At 71.5% G+C, this 21,690-nt stretch carries 23 protein-coding genes; 13 read left to right on the top strand and 10 right to left on the bottom strand.

Going from position 1 to position 21,690, the window contains the following annotated elements:
- Positions 1 to 28: 28 nt before the first annotated feature.
- Together ACY34M_RS29405 and ACY34M_RS29400 are read right to left on the bottom strand one after the other, a co-directional pair.
- Complete coding sequence (locus tag ACY34M_RS29405; protein ID WP_462721353.1) at positions 29 to 2,125, bottom strand: VMAP-C domain-containing protein; 2,097 nt, start codon at positions 2,123 to 2,125, stop codon at positions 29 to 31.
- Positions 2,122 to 2,628: a CU044_2847 family protein gene (locus tag ACY34M_RS29400; RefSeq protein WP_462721352.1), complete on the bottom strand. Its 507-nt coding sequence runs from the start codon at positions 2,626 to 2,628 to the stop codon at positions 2,122 to 2,124. Before ACY34M_RS29400 ends, ACY34M_RS29405 begins: the two co-directional genes overlap by 4 nt.
- A 176-nt stretch (positions 2,629 to 2,804) precedes the next feature.
- On the opposite strand from ACY34M_RS29400, the gene ACY34M_RS29395 reads away from it, so the two are divergent.
- On the top strand, positions 2,805 to 2,990 hold the full coding sequence (locus tag ACY34M_RS29395) for a DUF6104 family protein (protein ID WP_030207192.1): 186 nt from the start codon (positions 2,805 to 2,807) through the stop codon (positions 2,988 to 2,990).
- Positions 2,991 to 3,099: 109 nt separating this feature from the next.
- Here ACY34M_RS29395 and ACY34M_RS29390 read toward each other — a convergent pair whose 3' ends face one another.
- On the bottom strand, positions 3,100 to 3,933 hold the full coding sequence (locus tag ACY34M_RS29390) for a hypothetical protein (RefSeq protein WP_462721351.1): 834 nt from the start codon (positions 3,931 to 3,933) through the stop codon (positions 3,100 to 3,102).
- Between the two features lie 169 nt (positions 3,934 to 4,102).
- Between ACY34M_RS29390 and ACY34M_RS29385 the strand changes: the two genes are divergently transcribed.
- The gene (locus ACY34M_RS29385) at positions 4,103 to 4,987 is read left to right on the top strand and encodes a DUF4097 family beta strand repeat-containing protein (RefSeq protein ID WP_462721350.1); all 885 of its coding nucleotides are present in this window, start codon (positions 4,103 to 4,105) and stop codon (positions 4,985 to 4,987) included.
- A 1-nt stretch (position 4,988) separates the two neighbouring features.
- Complete coding sequence (locus tag ACY34M_RS29380) at positions 4,989 to 5,957, top strand: PadR family transcriptional regulator (RefSeq protein ID WP_462721349.1); 969 nt, start codon at positions 4,989 to 4,991, stop codon at positions 5,955 to 5,957.
- 185 nt (positions 5,958 to 6,142) lie between these two features.
- On the opposite strand, the gene ACY34M_RS29375 is transcribed toward ACY34M_RS29380, so the two are convergent.
- Positions 6,143 to 7,105, bottom strand: coding sequence for a zinc-binding dehydrogenase (locus ACY34M_RS29375; RefSeq protein ID WP_462721348.1), 963 nt, complete (start codon positions 7,103 to 7,105; stop codon positions 6,143 to 6,145).
- 143 nt (positions 7,106 to 7,248) lie between these two features.
- Positions 7,249 to 8,463 carry an NAD(P)-dependent malic enzyme gene (locus ACY34M_RS29370; RefSeq protein WP_462721347.1) on the bottom strand — a complete coding sequence of 405 codons (1,215 nt, stop codon included), beginning with the start codon at positions 8,461 to 8,463 and terminating at the stop codon, positions 7,249 to 7,251.
- Positions 8,464 to 9,028: 565 nt separating this feature from the next.
- On the opposite strand from ACY34M_RS29370, the gene ACY34M_RS29365 reads away from it, so the two are divergent.
- From ACY34M_RS29365 to ACY34M_RS29355, 3 genes are all read left to right on the top strand, one after another.
- Positions 9,029 to 9,988, top strand: coding sequence for an ABC transporter substrate-binding protein (locus ACY34M_RS29365; protein WP_462721346.1), 960 nt, complete (start codon positions 9,029 to 9,031; stop codon positions 9,986 to 9,988).
- 71 nt (positions 9,989 to 10,059) lie between these two features.
- On the top strand, positions 10,060 to 11,007 hold the full coding sequence (locus ACY34M_RS29360) for an amino acid ABC transporter permease (protein WP_462721345.1): 948 nt from the start codon (positions 10,060 to 10,062) through the stop codon (positions 11,005 to 11,007).
- Positions 11,008 to 11,021: 14 nt separating this feature from the next.
- Positions 11,022 to 11,774, top strand: coding sequence for an amino acid ABC transporter ATP-binding protein (locus ACY34M_RS29355; protein ID WP_462721472.1), 753 nt, complete (start codon positions 11,022 to 11,024; stop codon positions 11,772 to 11,774).
- A 79-nt stretch (positions 11,775 to 11,853) separates the two neighbouring features.
- Here ACY34M_RS29355 and ACY34M_RS29350 read toward each other — a convergent pair whose 3' ends face one another.
- Entirely contained in the window at positions 11,854 to 12,624 is a 771-nt protein-coding gene (locus ACY34M_RS29350) for a class I SAM-dependent methyltransferase (protein WP_462721344.1), read from the bottom strand.
- 84 nt (positions 12,625 to 12,708) lie between these two features.
- Between ACY34M_RS29350 and ACY34M_RS29345 the strand changes: the two genes are divergently transcribed.
- A complete protein-coding gene (locus tag ACY34M_RS29345) occupies positions 12,709 to 13,338 on the top strand; it encodes a CGNR zinc finger domain-containing protein (RefSeq protein ID WP_462721343.1) in 630 nt (209 codons plus the stop codon).
- On the opposite strand, the gene sodX is transcribed toward ACY34M_RS29345, so the two are convergent.
- Positions 13,242 to 13,685 (bottom strand): nickel-type superoxide dismutase maturation protease, encoded by a 444-nt coding sequence (gene sodX / locus ACY34M_RS29340; RefSeq protein ID WP_462721342.1) that lies wholly within the window; start codon positions 13,683 to 13,685, stop codon positions 13,242 to 13,244. The two genes, ACY34M_RS29345 and sodX, sit on opposite strands and share 97 nt — an antisense overlap.
- Before the next feature lie 191 nt (positions 13,686 to 13,876).
- On the opposite strand from sodX, the gene sodN reads away from it, so the two are divergent.
- From sodN to ACY34M_RS29320, 4 genes are all read left to right on the top strand, one after another.
- A complete protein-coding gene (gene sodN / locus ACY34M_RS29335; protein ID WP_306323441.1) occupies positions 13,877 to 14,272 on the top strand; it encodes a superoxide dismutase, Ni in 396 nt (131 codons plus the stop codon).
- A gap of 143 nt (positions 14,273 to 14,415) precedes the next feature.
- Positions 14,416 to 15,237, top strand: a complete 822-nt coding sequence (locus ACY34M_RS29330) for an ATP-grasp domain-containing protein (RefSeq protein WP_462721341.1) — start codon at positions 14,416 to 14,418, stop codon at positions 15,235 to 15,237.
- Between the two features lie 46 nt (positions 15,238 to 15,283).
- On the top strand, positions 15,284 to 16,177 hold the full coding sequence (locus tag ACY34M_RS29325) for an NAD(P)-dependent oxidoreductase (protein WP_462721340.1): 894 nt from the start codon (positions 15,284 to 15,286) through the stop codon (positions 16,175 to 16,177).
- A 45-nt stretch (positions 16,178 to 16,222) separates the two neighbouring features.
- The gene (locus ACY34M_RS29320; protein ID WP_462721339.1) at positions 16,223 to 17,068 is read left to right on the top strand and encodes an EamA family transporter; all 846 of its coding nucleotides are present in this window, start codon (positions 16,223 to 16,225) and stop codon (positions 17,066 to 17,068) included.
- A gap of 15 nt (positions 17,069 to 17,083) precedes the next feature.
- On the opposite strand, the gene ACY34M_RS29315 is transcribed toward ACY34M_RS29320, so the two are convergent.
- The 3 genes from ACY34M_RS29315 to ACY34M_RS29305 form a co-directional block, all read right to left on the bottom strand.
- Positions 17,084 to 17,683 carry a GNAT family N-acetyltransferase gene (locus ACY34M_RS29315; protein ID WP_462721338.1) on the bottom strand — a complete coding sequence of 200 codons (600 nt, stop codon included), beginning with the start codon at positions 17,681 to 17,683 and terminating at the stop codon, positions 17,084 to 17,086.
- Positions 17,684 to 17,822: 139 nt separating this feature from the next.
- Positions 17,823 to 18,926 carry a family 2 encapsulin nanocompartment cargo protein polyprenyl transferase gene (locus tag ACY34M_RS29310; RefSeq protein ID WP_462721337.1) on the bottom strand — a complete coding sequence of 368 codons (1,104 nt, stop codon included), beginning with the start codon at positions 18,924 to 18,926 and terminating at the stop codon, positions 17,823 to 17,825.
- A gap of 112 nt (positions 18,927 to 19,038) precedes the next feature.
- Positions 19,039 to 20,445: a family 2B encapsulin nanocompartment shell protein gene (locus ACY34M_RS29305; protein ID WP_462721336.1), complete on the bottom strand. Its 1,407-nt coding sequence runs from the start codon at positions 20,443 to 20,445 to the stop codon at positions 19,039 to 19,041.
- Positions 20,446 to 20,677: 232 nt separating this feature from the next.
- Between ACY34M_RS29305 and ACY34M_RS29300 the strand changes: the two genes are divergently transcribed.
- Both ACY34M_RS29300 and ACY34M_RS29295 read left to right on the top strand, forming a co-directional pair.
- The gene (locus ACY34M_RS29300) at positions 20,678 to 20,911 is read left to right on the top strand and encodes a hypothetical protein (RefSeq protein WP_462721335.1); all 234 of its coding nucleotides are present in this window, start codon (positions 20,678 to 20,680) and stop codon (positions 20,909 to 20,911) included.
- 136 nt (positions 20,912 to 21,047) lie between these two features.
- Positions 21,048 to 21,638: an N-acetylmuramoyl-L-alanine amidase gene (locus ACY34M_RS29295; RefSeq protein ID WP_462721334.1), complete on the top strand. Its 591-nt coding sequence runs from the start codon at positions 21,048 to 21,050 to the stop codon at positions 21,636 to 21,638.
- The last annotated feature ends 52 nt before the right edge of the window (positions 21,639 to 21,690 follow it).

The raw sequence follows: 21,690 nt of genomic DNA, 5'->3' as shown, positions 1-21,690 counted from the left end.
GGTCCGGTGGCCCTCCGAGGCGGTGGCGTCATGGCGCCTCCAGGAGTTCCCCCGCGCCCGGGAGGGGCTGGTTCGGATCGTCGTAGAAGAGGGCGATGCCGTCGGCCCAGTACGCCTCGGTACGGCTGGCAAGAAGCTTCCTGCGCAACTCGTGTACCCGCTCGGGGAGATGGCACGCCCCGCGCTCGTCGGCCACCGTGACGGCGGCGCCGCGGTGGAACTCGCCGCAGACCGCGGCCGAGCGGGCCGGGCCCCTGCGCCACAGGGCGACACCGAAGCCGCCCAGCAGTATCCGGGCCAGCGCCTCGGTGTCGTCCTCGTAGCGGTGCTCTCCGTAGCGGCACATCACCGGTACGGATCCGGGCGACAGATTGCGCAGCTCGAAGCCCTCCGGGACGGGCCTCGGCATCCCGTCGTCGCAGTCGAGGATCTCGGCCTTGGCGCCGTGCGCGTGCAGCCAGCGCCAGCGGTCCGCGCGGTCCTCCTCCGACTCGGGCGAGGCCGGGTCGGACTCCGCGAACCCGCGCTCGCCGGGCAGCCGGTCCCGGTCGCCGCAGCGCAGCACGACGGGGCCGCGCACGCCGAGCGGCGGCTCGTCGGGCCGCAGCCGCCAGCCGTCCACCGGCAGGTCGAGGCGGGTGTGCGGGAGCACCACCTGGAGGACCGCGGGCCAGCCCGGCTCGTCGCACTGGCGGAAGGCCTCCGCGAGGGGCGCCGCGAGCCGCTCGGGGAGCGCGTCGGTCGGCGTGCGCTCGTCCTGCTGCACACAGTCGCGCGCACCGCCCGGCCGGGAGACGTACACCTGCCAGTCCCAGTAGTCCCGCTCCCAGCCGCGCTCGACGAGTTCGAGCAGGGCCGCGGGCCGGGGCTTGCGGTCACGGGGCGGGATCGGCGGCGCGTCGAATGGCTCGCGCTGTTTCAGGAGCTCCATGCGCAGTCTCTCGAGGCGTCGCCTGCGCCCCGCGTCGAGCCAGTCCTCGGCGGCCTGCCGCACCCACTCCCACAGGGCCTGCTCGGCGTGCGCCGTGCCCGCTGTGACGAAGGGGCGCACGGCCGTCATGACCCGTACCGCGTAGTCGAGCACGAGGGCCCGCACTCCCTCGTCGTGCGCGCCCTCGTAGAGGGCCCCGAGCCCGTCCCGCCAGCCGCGCGGCGACGGCAGCGGTGTGCTCCCCCCGAACTCGGGGAGCGACTCCAGGATGTCGAGCAGACTGCGGGTGCTGACCGGTGGCGGAAGGTCCGCGATACGGCCGAGCAATTGCACGCGCTCGCCCGCGGTGAGCGTCCGCCCCGGCCGCGCGCCGAGCCGGGTCTGCACGTCGGCCCAGGTGTGGCGGTCGGGGTGCGACTGCCGCTGGCGGTCCCGGTGGTAGCGGTCGTGGGCGTGACAGACCGCCTGGTAGAGGTCCTCGTGCTCGGCCCGCACCGCCTGCCCCGGCACGGGATCCGGCAGCGTGCGCAACTGCTCGATCCCGATGGACGTCCCGCCCCGCCCGTGGTCCGCCCGCGACTTCAGGACACCGATGACCTCACCGCGCACCGGGTCGACGACGGGGCCGCCCGAGACGCCGTACGGCAGGTCGTTCTCGCCGAGGCGCAGCTGCACGCCGGACGACCAGTCGCCGATGGTGCCCTTGACGCCGATCGGGCCGTCGAGCCTGCACACCTGACCGTCGAGGACGGTCCAGCCGGCGTAGAAGACCTCCCCCTCGCTGTAGTACGAGGCAGGCCGCTCGGCTACGTAGACGCACTCATGGTCGACGGGTTCGCGCAGCCGCACGAGGGCGAGGTCGGGGGCGGGCCATTTGCCGGGCACCGCCTGGTCGACGCCTTCGGGGAGCGTGGCGACGACCTCGCCGGGCACCCGGGACGTGCCGCGGCCAGGGCCGCTCTCGAAGGCCACCGTCAGCTCGCCCCCTTCCCCGCCGTGTGCCACGTGTGCGCAGGTCAACACCCAGTTCGGGGCGACGAAGAAGCCGCTCCCGACGAAGCTTTCGGGTCCGTCGGCTGCATACCCGGCCCCCGTGCGATGAATGCGCACGGTGGCCGCCATGACGAGTTCACGCAGCGCAAGGAGGGCGGCATCCCGCTTGCCCGGTGCGCCCCCGTCGTGCCCCGGTGTCATGCCCCGGCCCCGGCGACGGTCGGGTCGCCGCCCCCGTGCGCCGGAGCGCCGGGTGACGCGCCCGGGTCCGCGCGGGGGGCCGGTGGCGTGGCCGTGCGGGTGGGAGGTGCCTGCGGATTCTCCAGGTCGGGCGGGCCGTCGTTCCAGGTCAGCGTGACTTTGATGCCCGCCTTCGCCTCGCCGTCCGCGAGCAGCCCCACGACCTTGCCGGCCTTCGCCGTCAGCTCGACACCGAACTCGACGCTCACCTCGTCGGGCCGCACCGCGCGCAGCGGCGCCGCGAGGGACCGCGCGACGCCCGTCACCAGCGCGTTCAGACTCTCCACGCTCGCCTCGACGCGGTCGGTGAATCCGGTGTCGGAGTACGACAACTCCCCTTCCCGTGCGCCCAGTTCGTCGGCGGCGCCGGAGATGCGGGCCCACACCGGGGTCCCGTCCGGCAGCGCGATCCGCGCGACCCTGGCCACTTCCTGTGCTTCTCCCTGCGCCCCTTGTCGCTCCATACCGCTCCCCCGTTTCCCGTTCCCCCGTGGTCTCCCTTGCGGGACAAGGGTCCTTCCCGCAATGCGCGGGCACTACCCCTCGGGCGGGCCGCGAGGTCGGCCGTCCCCATAGGCTTGGTGGGCAGTCACACCACGCCCGCGCCCGCGCGGGCCCCGCACGCAGGAGAAACAGCCCCATGTACTTCACGGACCGCGGCATCGAAGAGCTGGAGAAGCGGCGCGGCGAGGAGGAGGTCACCTTCGAGTGGCTCGCCGAGCAGCTGCGGACGTTCGTCGACCTCAACCCGGACTTCGAGGTGCCGGTGGAGCGGCTCGCCACGTGGCTGGCGCGGCTCGACGACGACGAGGACGACGAGGAGTAGGCGCTCGGGGCGGCGGCGGGCGGCGCCGAGCAGGCGCACGCCTCCCTTGCGCAGTCGCGCGCATTCCGGGGGGCAGCGGCCAGTCGCGCGCTTTCCGGAGGGGCAGCAGTCAGTCGCGCGCCGCGCGCATCCTGTCGTATGCGAATCCGAGCGCCCCGTGCAGCAGGAGCAGCGCCCCCGCCGTGGTCCAGCCTCCGCTGCGCCGCCGCAGGCCGTACGCGGTGAGCGGCAGCCCGGCCGCGAGCTGGGCGGCGGCGAGCAGGCGCGCCCTGGGGCCGCGCAGCCAGGGGCCGAAGCTCGTGCCCTCCACGACGTCGAGTTCGGCGTGCACGGCGTCCCGCCAGCCCGACCAGGTGACCTGTTGCGCGTCCGGCTGGATCCGCGCGACCTCGCGCAGCCGGTCGGCGGGCTCGCCGGGGGTGAGCCCCGTGGGGAGGGTGAGTCCGGTGCGGGTGAGGACCGCGAGGAGGCCGAGCATGCGGGCGCGCGCGTCGGCCCTGTCCTCGCCGTTGTCGGGTTTCGCGAGGGCTTCGAGGGCCTGAAGGTCGAGTACGGGGTCCAGGCCGAGGCGGGCGGCGAAGGTGCGCAGCGCCTCGCCCTCGCCGACCGGCGTGCCGTTCGCGAGCCATTCGTAGCCGACGGGACGGCGGAAGCCCGAGGCCAGCGTGAATCCGCTGCGGTCGGCGTCCCACCACAGCGCGAGCACCGGCCAGGTCGCGCCGACGGCGAGCGCGCCGGCCCAGCCGCCGAGGACCCGGTCGACGGGTTCACCGCCACCGTCCTCCATGGACAGCCACGGCTTCGACTCCGGCACGAGGACGCTCCACTCGCGTCCGGCACGGGTGAGCAGCATCCGCTCGCGCAGCAGCTGGGCGGCGGGCCCGACGACGGACGGTTCGGCGCGGCAGAGCAGCAGCGCACCGGCGGGTTCGAGGGACGACATGACCCCACGCTAGGGCAAGTAGGTGCATTACCGCAGCAATTGGACAGCCTGCCGGGTGCCGGGACCCGGAGTCACGCGACAGTCTTGACTTTCCCCAACCGCGATATATCGTGTTTGACAGAGGACGCGATATGGCGCGTTCACTCCCGGCCGTCGAGGAGGTCGCACCATGCCCGAGTGGTCCGTCACGGAGCCGCAGAAGCTCGTCTTCGACGAGCCGGTGTCGGCCCTGAACGTACGCATCGTGAGCGGTGCGGTGAATGTGGTCGGGACGGCCGAGGGCCCGGCCCGCCTGGAGGTCTCCGAGATGGAGGGGCCGCCGCTGCGGGTGACGCAATCGGACGGCGTCCTCACCGTCGCGTACGACGACCTGCCCTGGAAGGGCTTCCTCAAGTGGCTCGACCGCAAGGGCTGGCACCGCAGCGCGGTCGTCTCCCTCGCGGTGCCGGCGGGCACGCGGGTCGAGGTCGGCGTGGTCGGCGCGGGGGCGGTGGTCTCGGGCACCGACGGGCCGACCGAGGTGAAGGGCGTCACCGGCGACACGACGCTCGTGGGTGTCACGGGCCCGGTGCGCACCAGCACGGTCTCCGGCGGCGTTGAGGCACAGGCGGTCACGGGCGACCTCCGGTTCAACTCGGTCTCCGGGGACCTGACCGTCGTCGAGGGCTCGGGCTCCTTCGTGAAGGCGGACACGGTGAGCGGGTCGATGATCGTCGACCTGGACCCCGCGGGGCCCACGGACGTGAGCCTGACGAGCGTCTCCGGCGAGATCGCCATCCGCATCCCGCACCCGGCGGACACGGAGGTCGAGGCGAACACGGCGAGCGGCGCGGTCTCGAACGCATTCGAGGACCTGCGGGTCTCCGGCGCCTGGGGCGCCCACAAGATCACCGGCCGGCTCGGCGCGGGCACCGGCAAACTGAAGGCGACGACGGTCTCCGGATCGATCGCCCTGCTGCGCAGGCCCCCTTCGGAGGAGGCGCCGCACGCCCCCGGCCTTGAGGACTCCCCGGACCCGCAGGACGCCGCCCCCTCCGACAAGAAGGTGCTCTGACATGCCCCCCGTCTTCGCCCACGGCCGCCTGCGGCTCTACCTGCTGAAGCTGCTCGACGAGGCGCCGCGCCACGGGTACGAGGTGATCCGTCTGCTCGAGGAGCGCTTCCAAGGTCTGTACGCCCCCTCGGCCGGCACGGTCTACCCGCGCCTGGCCAAGCTGGAGTCCGAGGGCCTGGTCACGCACACCACCGAGGGCGGCCGGAAGGTCTACGCGATCACCGACGCGGGCCGGGCCGAGCTGGCCGACCGCAGCGGCGAGCTGGCCGACCTGGAGCTGGAGATCCGCGAGTCCGTGGCCGAGCTGGCGGCCGAGATCAGGGACGACGTGCGGGGCGCGGCGGGCGAGCTGCGCCGCGAGGTCCGTGCCGCGGCGTCCCAGACCCGTACCGGCGCGGGCACCGGTGACTTCACCGACAAGGAGGCGTGGCGGGCCACCAAGGACGAGGTGCGGCGCGCCAAGCACGAGTGGAAGGAGCAGGCGCGGCGCGCGAAGGACGAGAGCCGCCGGGCCCGCGAGGAGGCCCAGCGGGCGCGCCGCCAGGCCAAGGAGTCGCAGGAGGAGGTGCGGGCGCAGGCGGCGGAGGACTTCCAGCGCATGGCCAGGCGCGTCCAGGAGCAGGTGCAGGACCACTTCACGCGCGGCGACTGGCCGACCGGGGTGCGCGAGGGCCTGACCGAACTGGCGAAGGAGTTCGGCGAGTTCGGCAAGTCCTGGAGCAGGCCCGGGCCGCAGTACCGCCCGCCGAGCGACGAGGTCCCCACGGAGTACGTCCCGTCCTGGGCCTCCGAGGAGCCCACCGACGACCCGGCCCGCGACCTGGACCGCCTCCTGGACCGCTTCCGCGACGACATCCGCGACGCGGCCCGCGACCACGGCGTATCGGCCTCACAGCTCCAGGAGGCCCGCCACCACCTGTCGGAGGCGGCGGCCCACATCGCAGCGACACTCCGCTCCCCGAATCCGTGACACGGGGCGGGGCTTGATTTACCTCCCCGTGGGCGGATGTGTGCCGCCACCGCCTTGGGCAATCTGCCGCCTTGGGCGGCAGGGTGGGCAAGGCGGCCCCCGGTGCCGTGCAACGGACACCAGGGGCGCCGCCCCGGCACAGCCCCGAAACCGCGGCGCCGCGCAACGCCCCACCAATCGCGGCGTCAGACGCTGAGCACGACCTTGCCGAACAGCTCGCCGCCGGCCATCTTCTGGAAGCCCTCGCGGGCCCGGTCCAGCGGAAGCACCTCGTCGATCACCGGACGGACGCCGGTCGCGGCGCAGAAGGACAGCAGATCCTCCAGCTCGTCCTTGGACCCCATGGTCGAGCCGACGACCTTGAGTTCGAGGAAGAAGATCCGGTTCAGTTCCGCGGCGGGCGGGTTCGGCCCGCTCGTCGCTCCCGAGATCACCAGGGACCCGCCCGGCTTGAGGGACTTGACGGAGTGCGACCACGTGGCGGCGCCCACCGTCTCGATCACGGCGTCCACCCGCTGCGACAGCCGCGCACCGGTCTCCACGGCCTCCACGGCACCGAGCTCCAGGGCCCGCTTGCGCTTCGCCTCGTCGCGGCTGGTCGCGAAGACCCGCAGGCCCGCCGCCTTGCCGAGCACGATCGCGGCGGTCGCGACCCCGCCGCCCGCGCCCTGCACGAGGACCGAGTCACCGGGCCGTACGCCCGCGTTGGTGAAGAGCATCCGGTAGGCGGTGAGCCAGGCGGTCGGCAGGCAGGCGGCCTCCTCGAAGGAGAGCTCCTTCGGCTTGCGCAGCACGTTCCACTCGGGGACGGTGACCTGCTCGGCGAAGGTGCCCTGGTACTTCTCGGTGAGGATGGAGCGCTTCTCGCGCGGACCGACCCCGTATCCGGTCTGTCCGATGACGGAGTGCAGGACGACCTCGTTGCCCTCGCTGTCGATCCCGGCGGCGTCGCAGCCGAGGATCATCGGCAGGGACTCCTCCCCGAGACCGACCCCGCGCAGCGACCACAGGTCGTGATGGTTGAGGGATGCGGCCTTGACGTTCACGGTGGTCCAGCCGGGCCTGTTCTCGGGGGCGGGCCGCTCCCCCAACTCCAGTCCGTTCAGCGGCTGATCACGGTCGATTCGGGCTGCGTAGGCGGCGAACATGACCTTGACGATATGTGCCGTGCCCACACCGCGGAACCTCCGCCACCTGTGACACACGTCCCGTAGCCACGAACGCCCCGCATACGGTGAAGGCCCCGCCGAAGAGGCGGGGCCTTCACCGAACAAGCGGAGCGAACCGACAACTATCGGCGCGCCACACCCTCGGCCCGGGCCGCGGCGGCGACCGCCGCGGTGACGGCTGGCGCCACCCGCTCGTCGAACGGGGACGGGATGACGTACTCGGCGGAGAGCTCGTCACCGACCACCGCGGCGAGCGCCTCGGCAGCCGCGATCTTCATCGTCTCGGTGATCCGGGAGGCCCGGACCTGCAGCGCGCCCGCGAAGATGCCGGGGAACGCCAGCACGTTGTTGATCTGGTTCGGGAAGTCCGAACGCCCGGTCGCGACGACAGCCGCGTACTTGTGGGCGATGTCGGGGTGCACCTCGGGGTTCGGGTTGGCCATCGCGAACACGAAGGCACCCGGCGCCATCGAGGCGACCGCGGGCTCGGGGACCGTACCGCCGGAGACGCCGATGTAGACGTCGGCGCCCGCGAGCGCGTCCTCCAGGGAGCCCGACAGGCCCGCCTTGTTGGTGATCTCGGCGAGCTCGCGCTTGACCGGCGTGAGGTCCTCGCGGTCCCGGCTGACGATGCCCTTGCGGTCGGTGACCGCCACGTCGCCGAGGCCCGCCTCGAGGAGGAACTTCGCGATCGCGACGCCCGCCGCACCGGCGCCGGAGATCACGCCGCGCAGCTCGCCGAGCGTCCGCCCGCTGAGCCGTGCCGCGTTCTTCAGGGCGGCCAGCGTCACGACGGCGGTGCCGTGCTGGTCGTCGTGGAAGACCGGGATGTCGAGTCGCTCCTGGAGCTTGCGCTCGATCTCGAAGCAACGGGGCGCCGAGATGTCCTCCAGGTTCACGCCGCCGAAGGACGGGGCGAGGCGCACGACGGAGTCGACGATCTCGTCGACGTCGTTCGTCGCGAGCGCCAGCGGCACCGCGTCCACGCCGCCGAACTGCTTGAAGAGAATGGCCTTGCCCTCCATCACGGGGAGGGAGGCCTCGGGACCGATGTCACCGAGTCCGAGGACGGCCGAGCCGTCCGTCACGACGGCCACGACGCTCGACTTCCACGTGTAGTCGTGAACGAGCTCCGGCTGCTCGGCGATCGCGCTGCACACCTTCGCGACGCCGGGCGTGTACGCCAGGGACAGGTCGTCCTTGTCGCGGACCGGCACGGTGGCCTGCACGGCCATCTTGCCGCCACGGTGCAGCGCGAAAGCCGGATCGAAGGGCTCGTCGGAGCCCTCGTTGCCGGTACTCGCGTCGCTGCGAGGGTTGACGATCTCCGCTGCCACTTTTCTGACCCCTTAAGTCATGTTGCACAGGTTGAGGGTGGTTCCGTCCCTGATTGAGGAACGGGCGGGCACCGCGCACGCACCGGACGGCCCTGTTGTGGTCCGCCTGGGAGGCACCTGCGCGACGGGCGCGCCGCACGCACGCCCTGAGCCCCGGATGAGGGGTGTAAGGATCCTTCTTACCTGACAGGGGGTGTCGGGCACGAGCCCGCCCGTGATCGATCACGCCTCGGTGACATGACTCATAGCCGAATATCTGGACAAGTCAACAAGTCAGTCGCACAAAACCAGGGAAGTCCGCCCGAATGGTGAGACATGGGGCGGCGGGCAGGAGATTTTTCGGCCCGCGGGCGGAAGTCCCGCAGATGATGCAGGGCCCATGCACCGTGAAACCGCCGGGCGTTGGCACTCTTCGGTCACCTGTTATCCGATTTTGACATGGCTGACCTCCTGATCCGGCCAGTCCGAATGGCAAGATGCCTCATCACACGAGGTCGCGACACCCGAAGGCGTGTGCCAAGGCGACCAGCACGGCAACTCCCACACCCGGCCGGAGGAACCAACCATGACCGCAAGCACCACCCAGCGCACGACCGCGAAGTCCGCGAAGTCCCGGATGGCAGCGGTCGGCGCGATCGCGGTCGCCGGCACTCTGCTGCTGACCGGCTGCGGTGACCAGACCAAGTCGGCCGACGGCGGCAAGACCGGCTCGAAGTCCGCCCCGCTCGCGGACAAGCTCCCCAAGGAGATCCGCGACAAGGGCACGATCCGGGTCGGTTCGGACATCGCCTACGCGCCGGTCGAGTTCAAGGACAAGTCCGGCAAGGCGATCGGCATCGACCCCGACCTCGCCAAGGCGATGGGCAAGCAGCTCGGCGTGACCTTCGAGTTCCAGAACGGCACGTTCGACACCCTGATCACGGGCCTGAAGTCGAACCGCTACGACCTCGCCATGTCGGCCATGACCGACACCAAGGACCGGCAGAACGGCATCGACTCCGACACCGGCAAGAAGGTCGGCTCGGGCGTCGACTTCGTCGACTACTTCAACGCCGGCGTCTCGATCTACACGCCGAAGGGCAAGACCCAGGGCATCAAGACCTGGGACGACCTGTGCGGCAAGAAGATCGTCGTGCAGCGCGGCACGGTCTCCCACGACCTCGCCAAGGCGCAGGCCAAGAAGTGCCCCGCGGGCAAGAAGATGGGCATCCAGGCCTTCGACGACGACCAGCAGGCCCAGACCCGGCTGCGCTCCGGCGGCGCCGACGCCGGCTCCTCCGACTTCCCGGTCGCCGCGTACGCGGTGAAGACCTCGGGCGGCGGCAAGGACTTCCAGATCGTCGGCGACCAGGTCGAGGCCGCCCCGTACGGCATCGCGGTCTCCAAGGACCAGAAGCAGCTGCGCGACGCGATCAAGGCCGCGCTCGACGCGATCATCAAGAACGGCGAGTACGACAAGGTCATCGCGAAGTGGGGCGTGGAGGCGGGCGCCGTGAAGTCGGCGAGCCTCAACGGCGGCAAGTGACCGCGCACTCACCGTCATTGACCGCGCGGCTCACGTCATGGACGTCCGCGACGTCGTGAAAGGCAACATCCGTGTCTGTTGACATCGACAAGTCGGGCGGCGGCCCCGAGGACACCCCGCCGTCCGCAGCCCCACCGGCAGCCGTCAAGGCGATCCCGGTGCGGCACTACGGGCGGTATCTCTCGGCGCTGATCGCCGTCGCCGTCCTGGCCCTGATCGTCTACGCGTTCGCCCAGGGCAAGATCAACTGGGGCGCCATCCCCGACTACTTCTTCGACGACCGGATCGTCAGCGGCGCCGGGAAGACGCTGCTCCTGACGGTCCTGTCGATGGTGATCGGCATCGTCGGCGGCATTCTGCTCGCCGTCATGCGCCTGTCGAAGAACCCCGTGACCAGTTCCATCGCCTGGTTCTACATCTGGTTCTTCCGCGGCACCCCGGTCCTGGTCCAGCTGTTCGTCTGGTTCAACCTGGGCCTGGTCTTCGAGTACATCAACCTCGGGCCGATCTACAAGGACTACTGGTCGTCCTTCATGACGCCGTTCCTGACGGCGCTGCTCGGCTTCGGTCTCAACGAGGCCGCGTACATGGCGGAGATCTGCCGCGCCGGCCTGCAGTCGGTCGACGAGGGCCAGACCGAGGCCTCGCACGCCCTCGGCATGAGCCACGCGAAGACGCTGCGCCGGGTGATCATCCCGCAGGCGATGCGCGTGATCGTGCCGCCCACGGGCAACGAGGTCATCAACATGCTGAAGACGACCTCCCTGGTGTCCGCCGTGCAGTTCCCGGACCTGTTCCGGGCCGCGCAGGACATCGGCCAGCAGTCCGGCTCGCCGGTCGAGATGTACTTCCTGGCCGCCGCCTGGTACCTGGTCATGACCTCGATCCTCAGCGTCGGCCAGTTCTACATCGAGCGGCACTACGCCCGCGGCACCAGCCGTCAACTGGCGGCCACGCCCTGGCAGAAGGTGCGCGGAACCCTGTTCTCCCTGGGTCGTCCGAACGGAGGCGCGGCATGACCGATCAGCACGCCATGGTCAAGGCCGAGCAGGTCCACAAGTCCTTCGGCCACGTAGAGGTCCTCAAGGGCATCGACCTGGAGGTCAAGCAGGGCGAGGTGTTCTGCCTCATCGGCCCGTCCGGCTCCGGCAAGTCGACGTTCCTGCGCTGCATCAACCACCTGGAGAAGGTCAACGCGGGACGGCTGTACGTCGACGGGAACCTGGTCGGCTACCGGCAGCAGGGCGACAAGCTGTACGAGCTGCGGGACCGGGAGGTCGCGCTTCAGCGCCGTGACATCGGCATGGTCTTCCAGCGCTTCAACCTGTTCCCGCACATGACGGCGCTCGAGAACGTCATGGAGGCGCCGGTCCAGGTCAAGAGGCAGTCGAAGTCCGACGCCCGCACGCGGGCCCAGGAACTGCTCGACCGCGTCGGCCTCGCCGACAAGGCCGCGAACTACCCCTCGCAGCTCTCCGGCGGCCAGCAGCAGCGCGTCGCGATCGCCCGCGCGCTGGCGATGGACCCGAAGCTGATGCTCTTCGACGAGCCCACGTCGGCGCTCGACCCGGAGCTGGTCGGCGACGTCCTCGACGTCATGCGCGACCTCGCCGAGTCCGGCATGACGATGGTCGTCGTCACCCACGAGATGGGCTTCGCCCGCGAGGTCGGCGACAGCCTGGTCTTCATGGACGACGGCGTGGTGGTGGAGTCCGGCGACCCGCGCGAGGTCCTCACCAACCCCCAACAGGAACGCACCCAGTCCTTCCTGTCGAAGGTGCTGTAGGCATTTCAAGCCCCTGCGGCGATTGAGCAGCGGGGTCCGGGGCAGAGCCCCGAGACCGCGCCGCCGTCGCCGCGGGGGCTTACTTCACGGCAAGCACCATCGCATCGGACGGCGAACACCACACCGCCCGCGCCTCCCCGAACCCGCCCCCGCGCAGCGCCTCCGCATGCCATGCGACAGACGGCGTATCCCCGTCCGCATGCTCTCCGTAGATCTCGAACCGCTCGGCCGTGGGCCCCGCCAGCACCGGATCCGCGGCGGCCAGCGCCCACCACGCGGCCCAGTCCACCGCCCCGCCGGCCTTGGCGGAGTCCATCCGCGCATGCCGCAGCGCCCGGTCCGCGGCGTTGATCCGCGGCGTCGTCTGGTCGATCATGTGGTCCGCGTTCATGAAGACGCCGCCGTCGCGGACGAGCCCGGCGACCTGTCCGTAGAGCGTCGCGAGGGGTTCGGAGTGCAGCCAGTGCAGTGCGGTGGCCGTGAGCACGGCATCGTACGAGTCGTGCGGCAGCGCCTCCGTCCACCGCGGGTCCTTCAGGTCGGCGGTCACGAACTCGGCCCGCCGGTCCCCCTCGAACGTGCCGCGCGCGATGGCGAGCAGCGCCGGATCGAGGTCGACGCCCACGCTCGTGGCGTCCGGGAACCGGCTCAGCAGCCGGTCGGTGATGCTGCCGGTGCCGCAGGCGAGGTCGAGCACGCGGGGCGCGGGCCCGACGAATGCCTCGACCATGTCGAGCATGACGCGGAACCGCTCCTCGCGGTCCGGCATGTACCACTCCTGCTGCCGGTCCCAGCTCTCCTGCCAGGCCCGCCAGTCGGTGGTACGAGTGGTGGCAGCGGTCTCGGACATGAACCCTCCCGTAATACCCTTAAGGCGCGAGTGAGTATTACCCTCGCTCGACACGACGATAGAGCGCACCGGTAAGGACTACAAGTGGAACTGGCCTATTACTCGGACTACGCCGTGCGCCTCGTCAACACCGAGGAGCCGGAGCGCGGCAAGGACTCACTGACGTCGGTGGAGGCGGTACGCGCACTGTTCGGCGCCAACCAGGAGGCGGCCCGCCGCGCCACCGAAGCCGACCTGACCCGCTTCAGGGGCGTACGAGGACGGCTGCGCGCGGTGTTCGAGGCGGCCGACGGAGGCGACGAGGAGCTGGCGGTGAATCTGCTGAACTCACTGCTCCTGGAGTTCCCGGTGAGCCCGCAGATCTCCGGGCACAACCACCGAGACGACGACGGCCGCCCGCTGTGGCACCTGCACCTGTCCGACCACCCGTCGAACGCGACGGCCGGTTACGCCGCCATCGCCGCGATGGGCCTCGCCTTCCACCTCACCGAGTACGGCGTCGACCGCCTCGGCGTGTGCGAGGCGACCCCCTGCCGCAACGCCTACCTGGACACGTCCACCAACCGCTCCCGCCGCTACTGCTCGGACCGCTGCGCGACGCGCGCGAACGTCGCCGCCTACCGCGCCCGCAAGCGCTTGGAGGCCGACCGGTCCGAGAGCACGGGTCGTACCGCGGAGAAGAGCCAGGACAGCACCGCCGTCACCGAGCGCTGACCCTCGCCCTCGACCCACGGCTTGCGGCGCCGCAGCCGCCCGCGCACCTTCGCGAGCACCAGCTCGTCCGGCACCACCCCGTACACCGGGCTGTCACCACCGGCGCCCGGATTGTCGCCGAGCACCCACCAGCCGCCCTCGCGCCGCTCGGCGATCCGCTTCACCACCAGCAGGTCCTGCTGAAAAGGGTGCCGCAGGACGATCACGTCACCGGCCCGCACCCGCGCGCCGTGCTGCACCAGCATCCAGTCACCGGGGTACAGCGTCGGGACCATCGAAGGACCCTCCACCTCAATGATCTGAAACGGCACCTTCGCCTCGCGCATCTCCTCGATCGCCTCGGGCATCAGAAAACCTCCCCGGTTCCAACCGCTGCTCCCGCCGGCCCGCGGGCCCGGTGCCCTTACGGTTCCATCCTCCACCAGTCCGAGTCTTGCCCCGGACTTTTGTCCTAAGCCGCCGGGGGCACCCGAGAAAACCCGTTCCCCACGGAGTAATGTCGCACCCGAGAAGACGATCACGAGGAAGGAACAGCTCCATGCTTTCCCGCCTGTTCGCCCCCAAGGTGAAGGCCAGCGCTCACTGCGACCTCCCCTGCGGCGTGTACGACCCGGCCCAGGCCCGCATCGAGGCCGAGTCGGTCAAGGCCGTCCAGGAGAAGATGGCCGGCAACGACGACCCGCAGTTCCAGACGCGTGCCATCGGCATCAAGGAGCAGCGCGCCGAGCTCGCCAAGCACCACGTGTCGGTGCTCTGGAGCGACTACTTCAAGCCCCCGCACTTCGAGAAGTACCCGGAGCTGCACCAGCTGGTCAACGACACCCTGAAGGCCCTCTCGGCCGCCAAGGGCTCGTCGGACCCGGCCACGGGCCAGAAGGCGCTGGACTACATCGCCCAGATCGACAAGATCTTCTGGGAGACCAAGAAGGCCTGACCCAAGGCACTGTTCACAACTGCGACCGGCGGGCGGTGCACCTCCGCGGGTCGGTGAACTTCTGAAGGGGCCCGGCCGGGCGGCGCTGCCGTTCGGCCGGGCCCCTTCTGCACCACCCCACCGGCACCATCAGGAGTCCCGCCGTGTCCCCGCGCCCCCGCGTCCTCTACGTCACCGATCTCGCGTATCCCGCCAAGGGGCGCCGCTACTGCGACGAGGACATCCACCTCACGTCCCGGCTGCGCTCGGCGTTCGACCTCGCCCTGTGCCATCCGCTGGACGCGGCCGCGCTCATGGACGGCTTCGACGCCGTCGTGGTCCGCAACAGCGGCCCGGTGCTCGGCTACCAGGAGGCGTACGAGGCGTTCCGTACGCAGGCCCTGGAGCGCGGCACGAACGTCTACAACCCGCTGACCGGGCGCGCCGACATGGCCGGCAAGCAGTACCTCCTGGATCTGACCACGGCCGGGTTCCCCGTCATCCCGACGGTCGACCGGGCGGCCGATCTGGACCGGCTGCCGCGGGCCGACGCGTACATCGCGAAGCCGAAGCTGGGCGCGGACTCGATCGGACTGCGCACCGTGCCCGCCGCCGAGCTCGCGGGGCTGCCGTTCGGGGACGGCCTGCTGGTGCAGCCGCGCATCGACTTCCAGTACGAGGTCTCGTTCTACTTCGTCGACGACCAGCTCCTGTACGCCCTGTACGCGCCCGATCCGGCGCGCCGCTGGGAACTGCGCCCGTACGAACCGACGGCCGCGGACCGCGACTTCGCCCGCTCCTTCGTCGAGTGGAACACGCTTCCGCACGGCATCCAGCGCGTCGACGCCTGCCGCGCCCCGGACGGCGAGCTGCTCCTCGTGGAGCTGGAGGACCTCAACCCCTACCTCTCGCTCGACCTGGTCGACGAGGCCACGCGGGATGCCTTCGTGACGGCGATGGAGGCCTCGGTACGGGCTAGCGTCTGAGACGGACACGCCCACGGAAGGCACCACCCCACCAGGGAGTTCACTCATGAGCAGCACCGACCCGTCCGCCGCCCGCCCCGTCGTCGCCGTGCTCGGCACCGGGACGATCGGCGCGCCGATGGCCCGCAACCTGGCCCGCGCCGGGTTCACCGTGCGGGCCTGGAACCGGACCCGCGCGAATGCCGAACCGCTGGCCGCCGACGGCGTGACGGTCACGGACAGCGCGTCCGAGGCGGTCCGGGACGCCGATGTCGTGGTGACCGTGCTGCCCGACGGGCCGCGCACCCTGGACGTCGTCCAGCAGGCCACGCCGAAGCCCGGCACCGTATGGGTGCAGTCCGGCACCGTCGGCGAAGGCATCGACGAGCTCGCCGCGTACGCGGCCCGCGCCGGACTCCTCCTGGTCGACGCGCCCGTCCTGGGCACCCGGCAGCCGGCCGAGCAGGGCGCACTGGTCGTGCTCGCGGCCGGCCCCGAGGCCGCGCGCGGGACCGTCCAGCCGCTCTTCGACGCCGTCGGCTCCCGTACGCAGTGGATCGGCGACGGCACGCCGGGCCCGGCCAGCCGTCTCAAGCTCGCCCTCAATTCCTGGGTCATCGCGCTGACCACGGGCGTCGGCGAGGCCCTCGCGCTGGCCCGCGGACTCGGTGTGGACGCGAGCGACCTGGTGGACGCCATCACCGGCGGCCCGCTGGACAACGCCTACTTCCAGAACAAGTCCGCGGCCATCCGCAACGGCGACCTCACCCCCAGCTTCTCCGTGGACAACGCGGCGAAGGACGCGGGCCTGGTACTCGCCGCGGCCGAACGCGCGGGCATCCGCGTGGACGCGGTGGCCGCCGCCCACGACCGCTTCCGGCGCGCCTCCGAGCAGGGGCACGGGGACGAGGACATGGCAGCGACCTACTTCGCGAGCTTCCCGGACGGGAAGACCGGCTGACCAGCGGCCCGTTAGGGCAGGCGACGAGTGGGCACACAGCCCACAATGGGGATATTCCTCGCACTCGCCTCCGCGGTCGCGTACGGCATCGCGGACTACGCCGGTGGGCTCCTGTCCCGTCGCTCCCATTTCGCGGCGATCGCCCTGTGGACCCAGCTCGGCGGCCTGCTCGCGGCCGTGGCGCTCGCCGTGCTCGCGCCCGCGCCGGACGTCACGCCCGGCGCCCTGGGCTGGGGCGCGGTGTCCGGCGCGGGCAGTGGACTGGCGATGCTGTTCCTGTACCGGGGGCTGAGCCGGGGCCCGATGAGCGTCGTGGTGCCGGTGAGCGCGGTCACCGGAGTGGCGCTGTCGGTCCTGGTGGGCGTCTGGTTCCTCGGCGACCGCCCGGGACCGCTTGCCTGGACCGGGATCGCGATGACCCTGCCCGCCCTGTGGCTGGTGTCGCGGACGGCGGGCGCGGCCACCACGGACGGGGCGGCGCCGCGCAGAGGCCCCGGCACCTCGGACGCGCTCGCCGCCAGTGCCGCCGTCGCCGTGCAGTACCTGTGCCTGGCGCAGGCCGCCACGGGCAGCGGCCTGTGGCCGGTCGCGGCGGGCCGGGCCGCCGCGCTGGTCTGCCTGGCCCCACTCGCGCCGCGCATCCCGCTGCGGATGCCGGCGGGCCGGGCCGTCGGCTCGCTCCTGATCGGGGGCTGCGCGGCCCTCGGCCTGGCCTGCTATCTCCTCGCCACCCGCAGCCAGCTCATCGCGGTGGCCGTGGTGCTGGCCTCCCTGTACCCGGCGATCCCCGTCCTCCTCGGCCTGGCCGCCCTGCACGAACGCGTCACGCGCACCCAGGTCGTGGGCCTGGTGGGCGCGGCCGCGGCGACGGTGCTGCTGGCCCTGGCCTGAGGCCTCCCGGCGCGCTCAACCGGTCTCCGGCTCCCGCCACATGGGCCACATCGACGGTCCGCCCGGCAGGTCGATCGCCGTTCCGGTGAAGACGAACCCGAGGCGCTCGTACAGCTCGCGGCTGCGGGTGCTGCTGGCCTCCAGGTAGGCGGGCAGGCCCTCGCGGTCGCAGCGGTCGAGCACCGGCGCCATCAGCGCGGTGCCGAGACCCTGGCCCTGCCGCTCGGGCACGACGCCGATCATCCACAGATAGACGTGCGCCCGGCCCACGGGATGCGTCTGCTCCGTCCACCGGGCTATCTGCTCCACCCGTACGTTGTCGGGGTCGACGGCCGCCCGCACCTGCGCGGGCACGTCCTCCTCGCCCTCGTCCACCGGCTCGGCCGGCATGTCCACCCACAGCGCGACAGCCGATTCGTCCTCGGTGAGATCCACGTAGCCGTCCGCGAGCGTCGCGTCCGCGAACACCCCCATCAGTCCGGAGTGCCGCTTGCGGCGTCGCTCCGCATCGGGAAACACCCAGCCGCTGACCGGGTCGTCCATGAACACCTCGTCGAGCAGCCGCACGACGAGCTCCCGGTCGGCCTCCCCCGCCCGCCTGATACGCACACCCATTCCGCTTCGCCCCTCGCCCAACCAGCTTGTTCTGCACGGCCGTTGGCACTCTAGGCGATCACTCCGTGTACGGGCAGGGCGCCGTGGGGGCAGGGGGGCGCCGCGGGCGATGGCGGCGCCCCCCCCTGCCCGGCGGGCGTCAGTACCCGCGCCGCGTGACGAACTCCGCCAGCGACAGCAGGCCGCCCGCCGCCTCCGGCACCGGGACCGCCTGCGACAGCAGGTCCACCGCGCGGGACATGTGGTCCGCGGCCTGCGTCTGCGCCCAGTCCCGGCCACCGGCCCGCTCCACGGCCAGCGCGATCCTCTCCAGTTCCGCCACTCCCTCCTTGCCCGGCCCCGGCGGCCCGTACAGCGCCGCCAGCTCGTCCGCCGCCGGACCGCCGGAGGCGAGCGCGGCGACCACGGGCAGGGATTTCTTGCGTACGGCCAGGTCCGCGCAGGCCGGCTTGCCGGTGCGGGCCGGGTCGCCCCAGATCCCGATCACGTCGTCGATCAGCTGGAACGCCAGTCCGGCGCAGCGCCCGAACGCGTCGAGCGCCTCGACCTCCTCGGCTCCGGCCCCCGCGTACAGGCCGCCCACCGCGCAGGCGCAGCCGAGCAGCGCCCCGGTCTTGGCCTCCGCCATGGCCAGCGTCTCGGCCAGGCCCACCTCCGCCGGGCCCCGCCCCTCCAGGGCGACATCGACGGCCTGGCCCTCGCACAGCTCCACCACGCAGGCCGCGAGCCGGATGGCCGCGGCCGAGGCCGCCGGGTGGTCGTCCTCGGCGAACATGCGCTGCGCCTGGGCCTGTATCGCGTCGCCCGTGAGGATCGCGCCGGCCTCCCCGAACACCGTCCACGCGGTGGGCCGGTGTCTGCGGGTGGCGTCCCGGTCCATCACGTCGTCGTGCAGCAGCGTGAAGTTGTGGGTCAGCTCCACGGCGGCCGCCGCCCGCACCGCCCGCTCCGGCCGCCCGCCCAGGGCCCGCGCCGCCGCGAGCACGAGGGCGGGCCGCACGGCCTTGCCCGCGTTGCCCGCGGCCGGTGTGCCGTCGGCGTGCTCCCAACCGAAGTGGTAGAGGGCGACGCGCCGCATGGATCCGGGCAGGGCCTCGACGGCCCGCCGCAGCTCCGGGTCGACCGCGGCCCTGGCCTGCGCCAGGATCGCCGACGCCTCCTGCGTGTCGTGCCCCTCCGCCGCGGCCGACCCGGTCGGCTCTGCTGCCACTCGCGCCTGCTCTCTCACGGCCGGCTGTGTCATGGACTCACCCCTGAAAGGGTGCGGACGGTGGCGGTTCCGCTGCGGGTGGGCGCGTACCCCCTGGGTGTACCCGCCCGGCTGGGCGGGGACACGGCGGACCGGGCGCGGCCCGTCACCGCCACCGCCCCACCTCTACGTTTTCGAGCACTCCCAGCGCATCGGGCACCAGGACCGCGGCGGAGTAGTACGTGGACACCAGGTACGAGATGATCGCCTGCTCGCTGATGCCCATGAACCGCACGGACAGGCTCGGCTCGATCTCGTCCGGGATGCCGGACTGCCGCAGCCCGATGACGCCCTGGTCCTCCTCTCCCGTACGCATGCAGATGATGGAGGTGGTCCGGGCGTCCGAGACCGGGATCTTGTCGCACGGGTAGATCGGCACTCCGCGCCAGGTCGGGATGCGGCTCCCGCCGACGTCGATGCTCTCGGGGACGAGTCCCCGCTTGTTGCACTCGCGGCCGAACGCGGCGATCGCCTTCGGGTGCGCGAGGAACAGCTTGGAGCCGCGCCGCCTGCTGAGCAGTTCGTCCATGTCGTCGGGGCTCGGCGCACCGTCGTGCGGCTGGAGGCGCTGCTCGTACTCGCAGTTGCTGAGCAGTCCGAACTCCCGGTTGTTGATCAGTTCGTGCTCCTGGCGCTCCTTCAATGCCTCGACGGTGAGCCTGAGTTGGTGCTCCGTCTGGTTCATGGGCTGGTTGTAGAGGTCGGCCACGCGCGAGTGGATGCGCAGCACCGTCTGGGCGACGCTCAGTTCGTACTCGCGCGGCTCGGCCTCGTAGTCCACGAACGTGCCGGGCAGGACCGCTTCCCCGACGTGACCGGCCGAGAGGTCGATCTCCTTCTCGCCGTACGTGTTGGACCGCTGCGCGGGCAGTGAGCGCAGCCCCTGGAGGTGGTCGCGCAGTGAATCGGCGCGCTCGGCGATCTGCTCGAAGTCGCTGCGCGGGAGCGTGAGCACGGTGCAGGCGGTGGCCGCCCGCGCCGTGTACTCCCAGATGCCCTCCGGGTCGAGCAGCGCCTGCTCGCCGAAGTACGAGCCGTCGGCGAGCACGCCGAGCACCGCGTCGTCCCCGTACGGGCCGGTGCCGACCTTCTCGACGCGGCCGTGCGCGAGCAGGAACACCTCGTCGGTCCGGCTGCCGAACGAGGCGAGCAGCTCACCGGCCGCGAACTCCCGCTGGGTGCAGCGCCGGGCCAGCTCCCCCAGTACGTCCTCGTCCTCGTATCCCCGCAGAGCGGGAAGCTCCCCCAGCTCGGCGGGGATGACCCGTACGTCGTCGCCCGTCTTCACGAACGTGACGCGACCGTCGCCGACCGTGTAGCTCAGCCGCCGGTTGACCCGGTACGTGCCGCCCCGCACATCCACCCAGGGCAGTGTCCGCAGCAGCCAGCGGGAGCTGATCTCCTGCATCTGCGGTGCGGATTTGGTCGTCGTGGCCAGGTTCCGCGCCGCGGACGTACCCAGACTCTTCTGCGGTCCGGGGGCCTGCTCGCGGACCTCTTCGCCTACCGACATGTGCAATGCCCTCCCGATCATGAACTGACCTGCGAGGACAAGCCTTCAGCACGGAGCGCGAGCGCACCATTACACAAATGAGGGGGAATGGATGACGGGCGGTCCGGGCATGGGGTGGCCACTTTTCCGCACCCGTCCGGCCCACCGGCCGCCACCACCCGGAACTCCAAGATCCCGGCGCCCGTTGGTCAGGAAACGGTAAAGACGAGAACAGGCGAGAAGGGTGATCACCATGGCGGGTTTCCTCGACCGGGCCAAGGAGCAGGCGCAGCGCGGTCTGACGCAGGGCAAGCAGAAGATGGACGAGATGCAGGCGCAGCGGGCGGGCGGAGACCTGCTGAAGCAACTGGGCGCGGCGTACTACGCGGAGCGCAAGGGCAGCGGCAGCCCGCAGGCGACCCAGCAGGCACTGCAGGCCCTCGAGTCGCACATCGCGGTGAACGGGGACGGCTTCCTGCGCAGCTGAGCGACCCGGCCGCCGGCGTCGCGGACGTTGTGCACGTTATGCGAACAGTAGGTCGCTGAACGGCAGTTCCGGGTAAAAGCGAACCGTACGAGACGGTACGCAGTCGGCGGCCGTCGCTCCCCCGAAGGAGGCGGCCGTGGCCCCACCCATGTCCGCAAGCAGCTTCATCAAGGCCCTCAAGGACGAGGGGCTGACGGTCGTCGAGGTCGGCGACTGGCGGACCCACAACCGCAATCACATCGGTGAGTGGGGCCCGTTGAACGGGGTGATGATCCACCACACCGCCACCTCGGGCAGCGCCGGCACGGTGCGCGTCTGCCGCGACGGCCATGCGAACCTGCCGGGGCCGCTGTGCCACGGGGTCATCACGAAGGACGGCCACGTCCACCTGGTCGGCTACGGCCGGGCGAACCACGCGGGGCTCGGCGACGACGACGTGCTGCGCGCGGTGATCGCGGAGAAGCGCCTGCCGCACGACAACGAGGCGAACACGGACGGCAACAGCCGCTTCTACGGCTTCGAGTGCGAGAACCTCGGCGACGGCGACGACCCCTGGCCCGCCGCCCAGCTGGAGGCCATCGAGAGAGCCGCCGCGGCGATCTGCCGCCACCACGGCTGGACCGAGCGCTCGGTCATCGGCCACCTCGAGTGGCAGCCGGGGAAGGTGGATCCCAAGGGTTTCACGATGGCGTCGATGCGCAAGCGCATCGGAGACCGCCTCAAGTAGCCGCACGCCACCGCGCGGGCGGGAACTCGGCCAGGTGTCCGACAATGGCCGG

The organism is Streptomyces sp. EDA2-14, from assembly GCF_054963755.1.
This window is presented reverse-complemented; position numbering and strand designations above follow the sequence as displayed.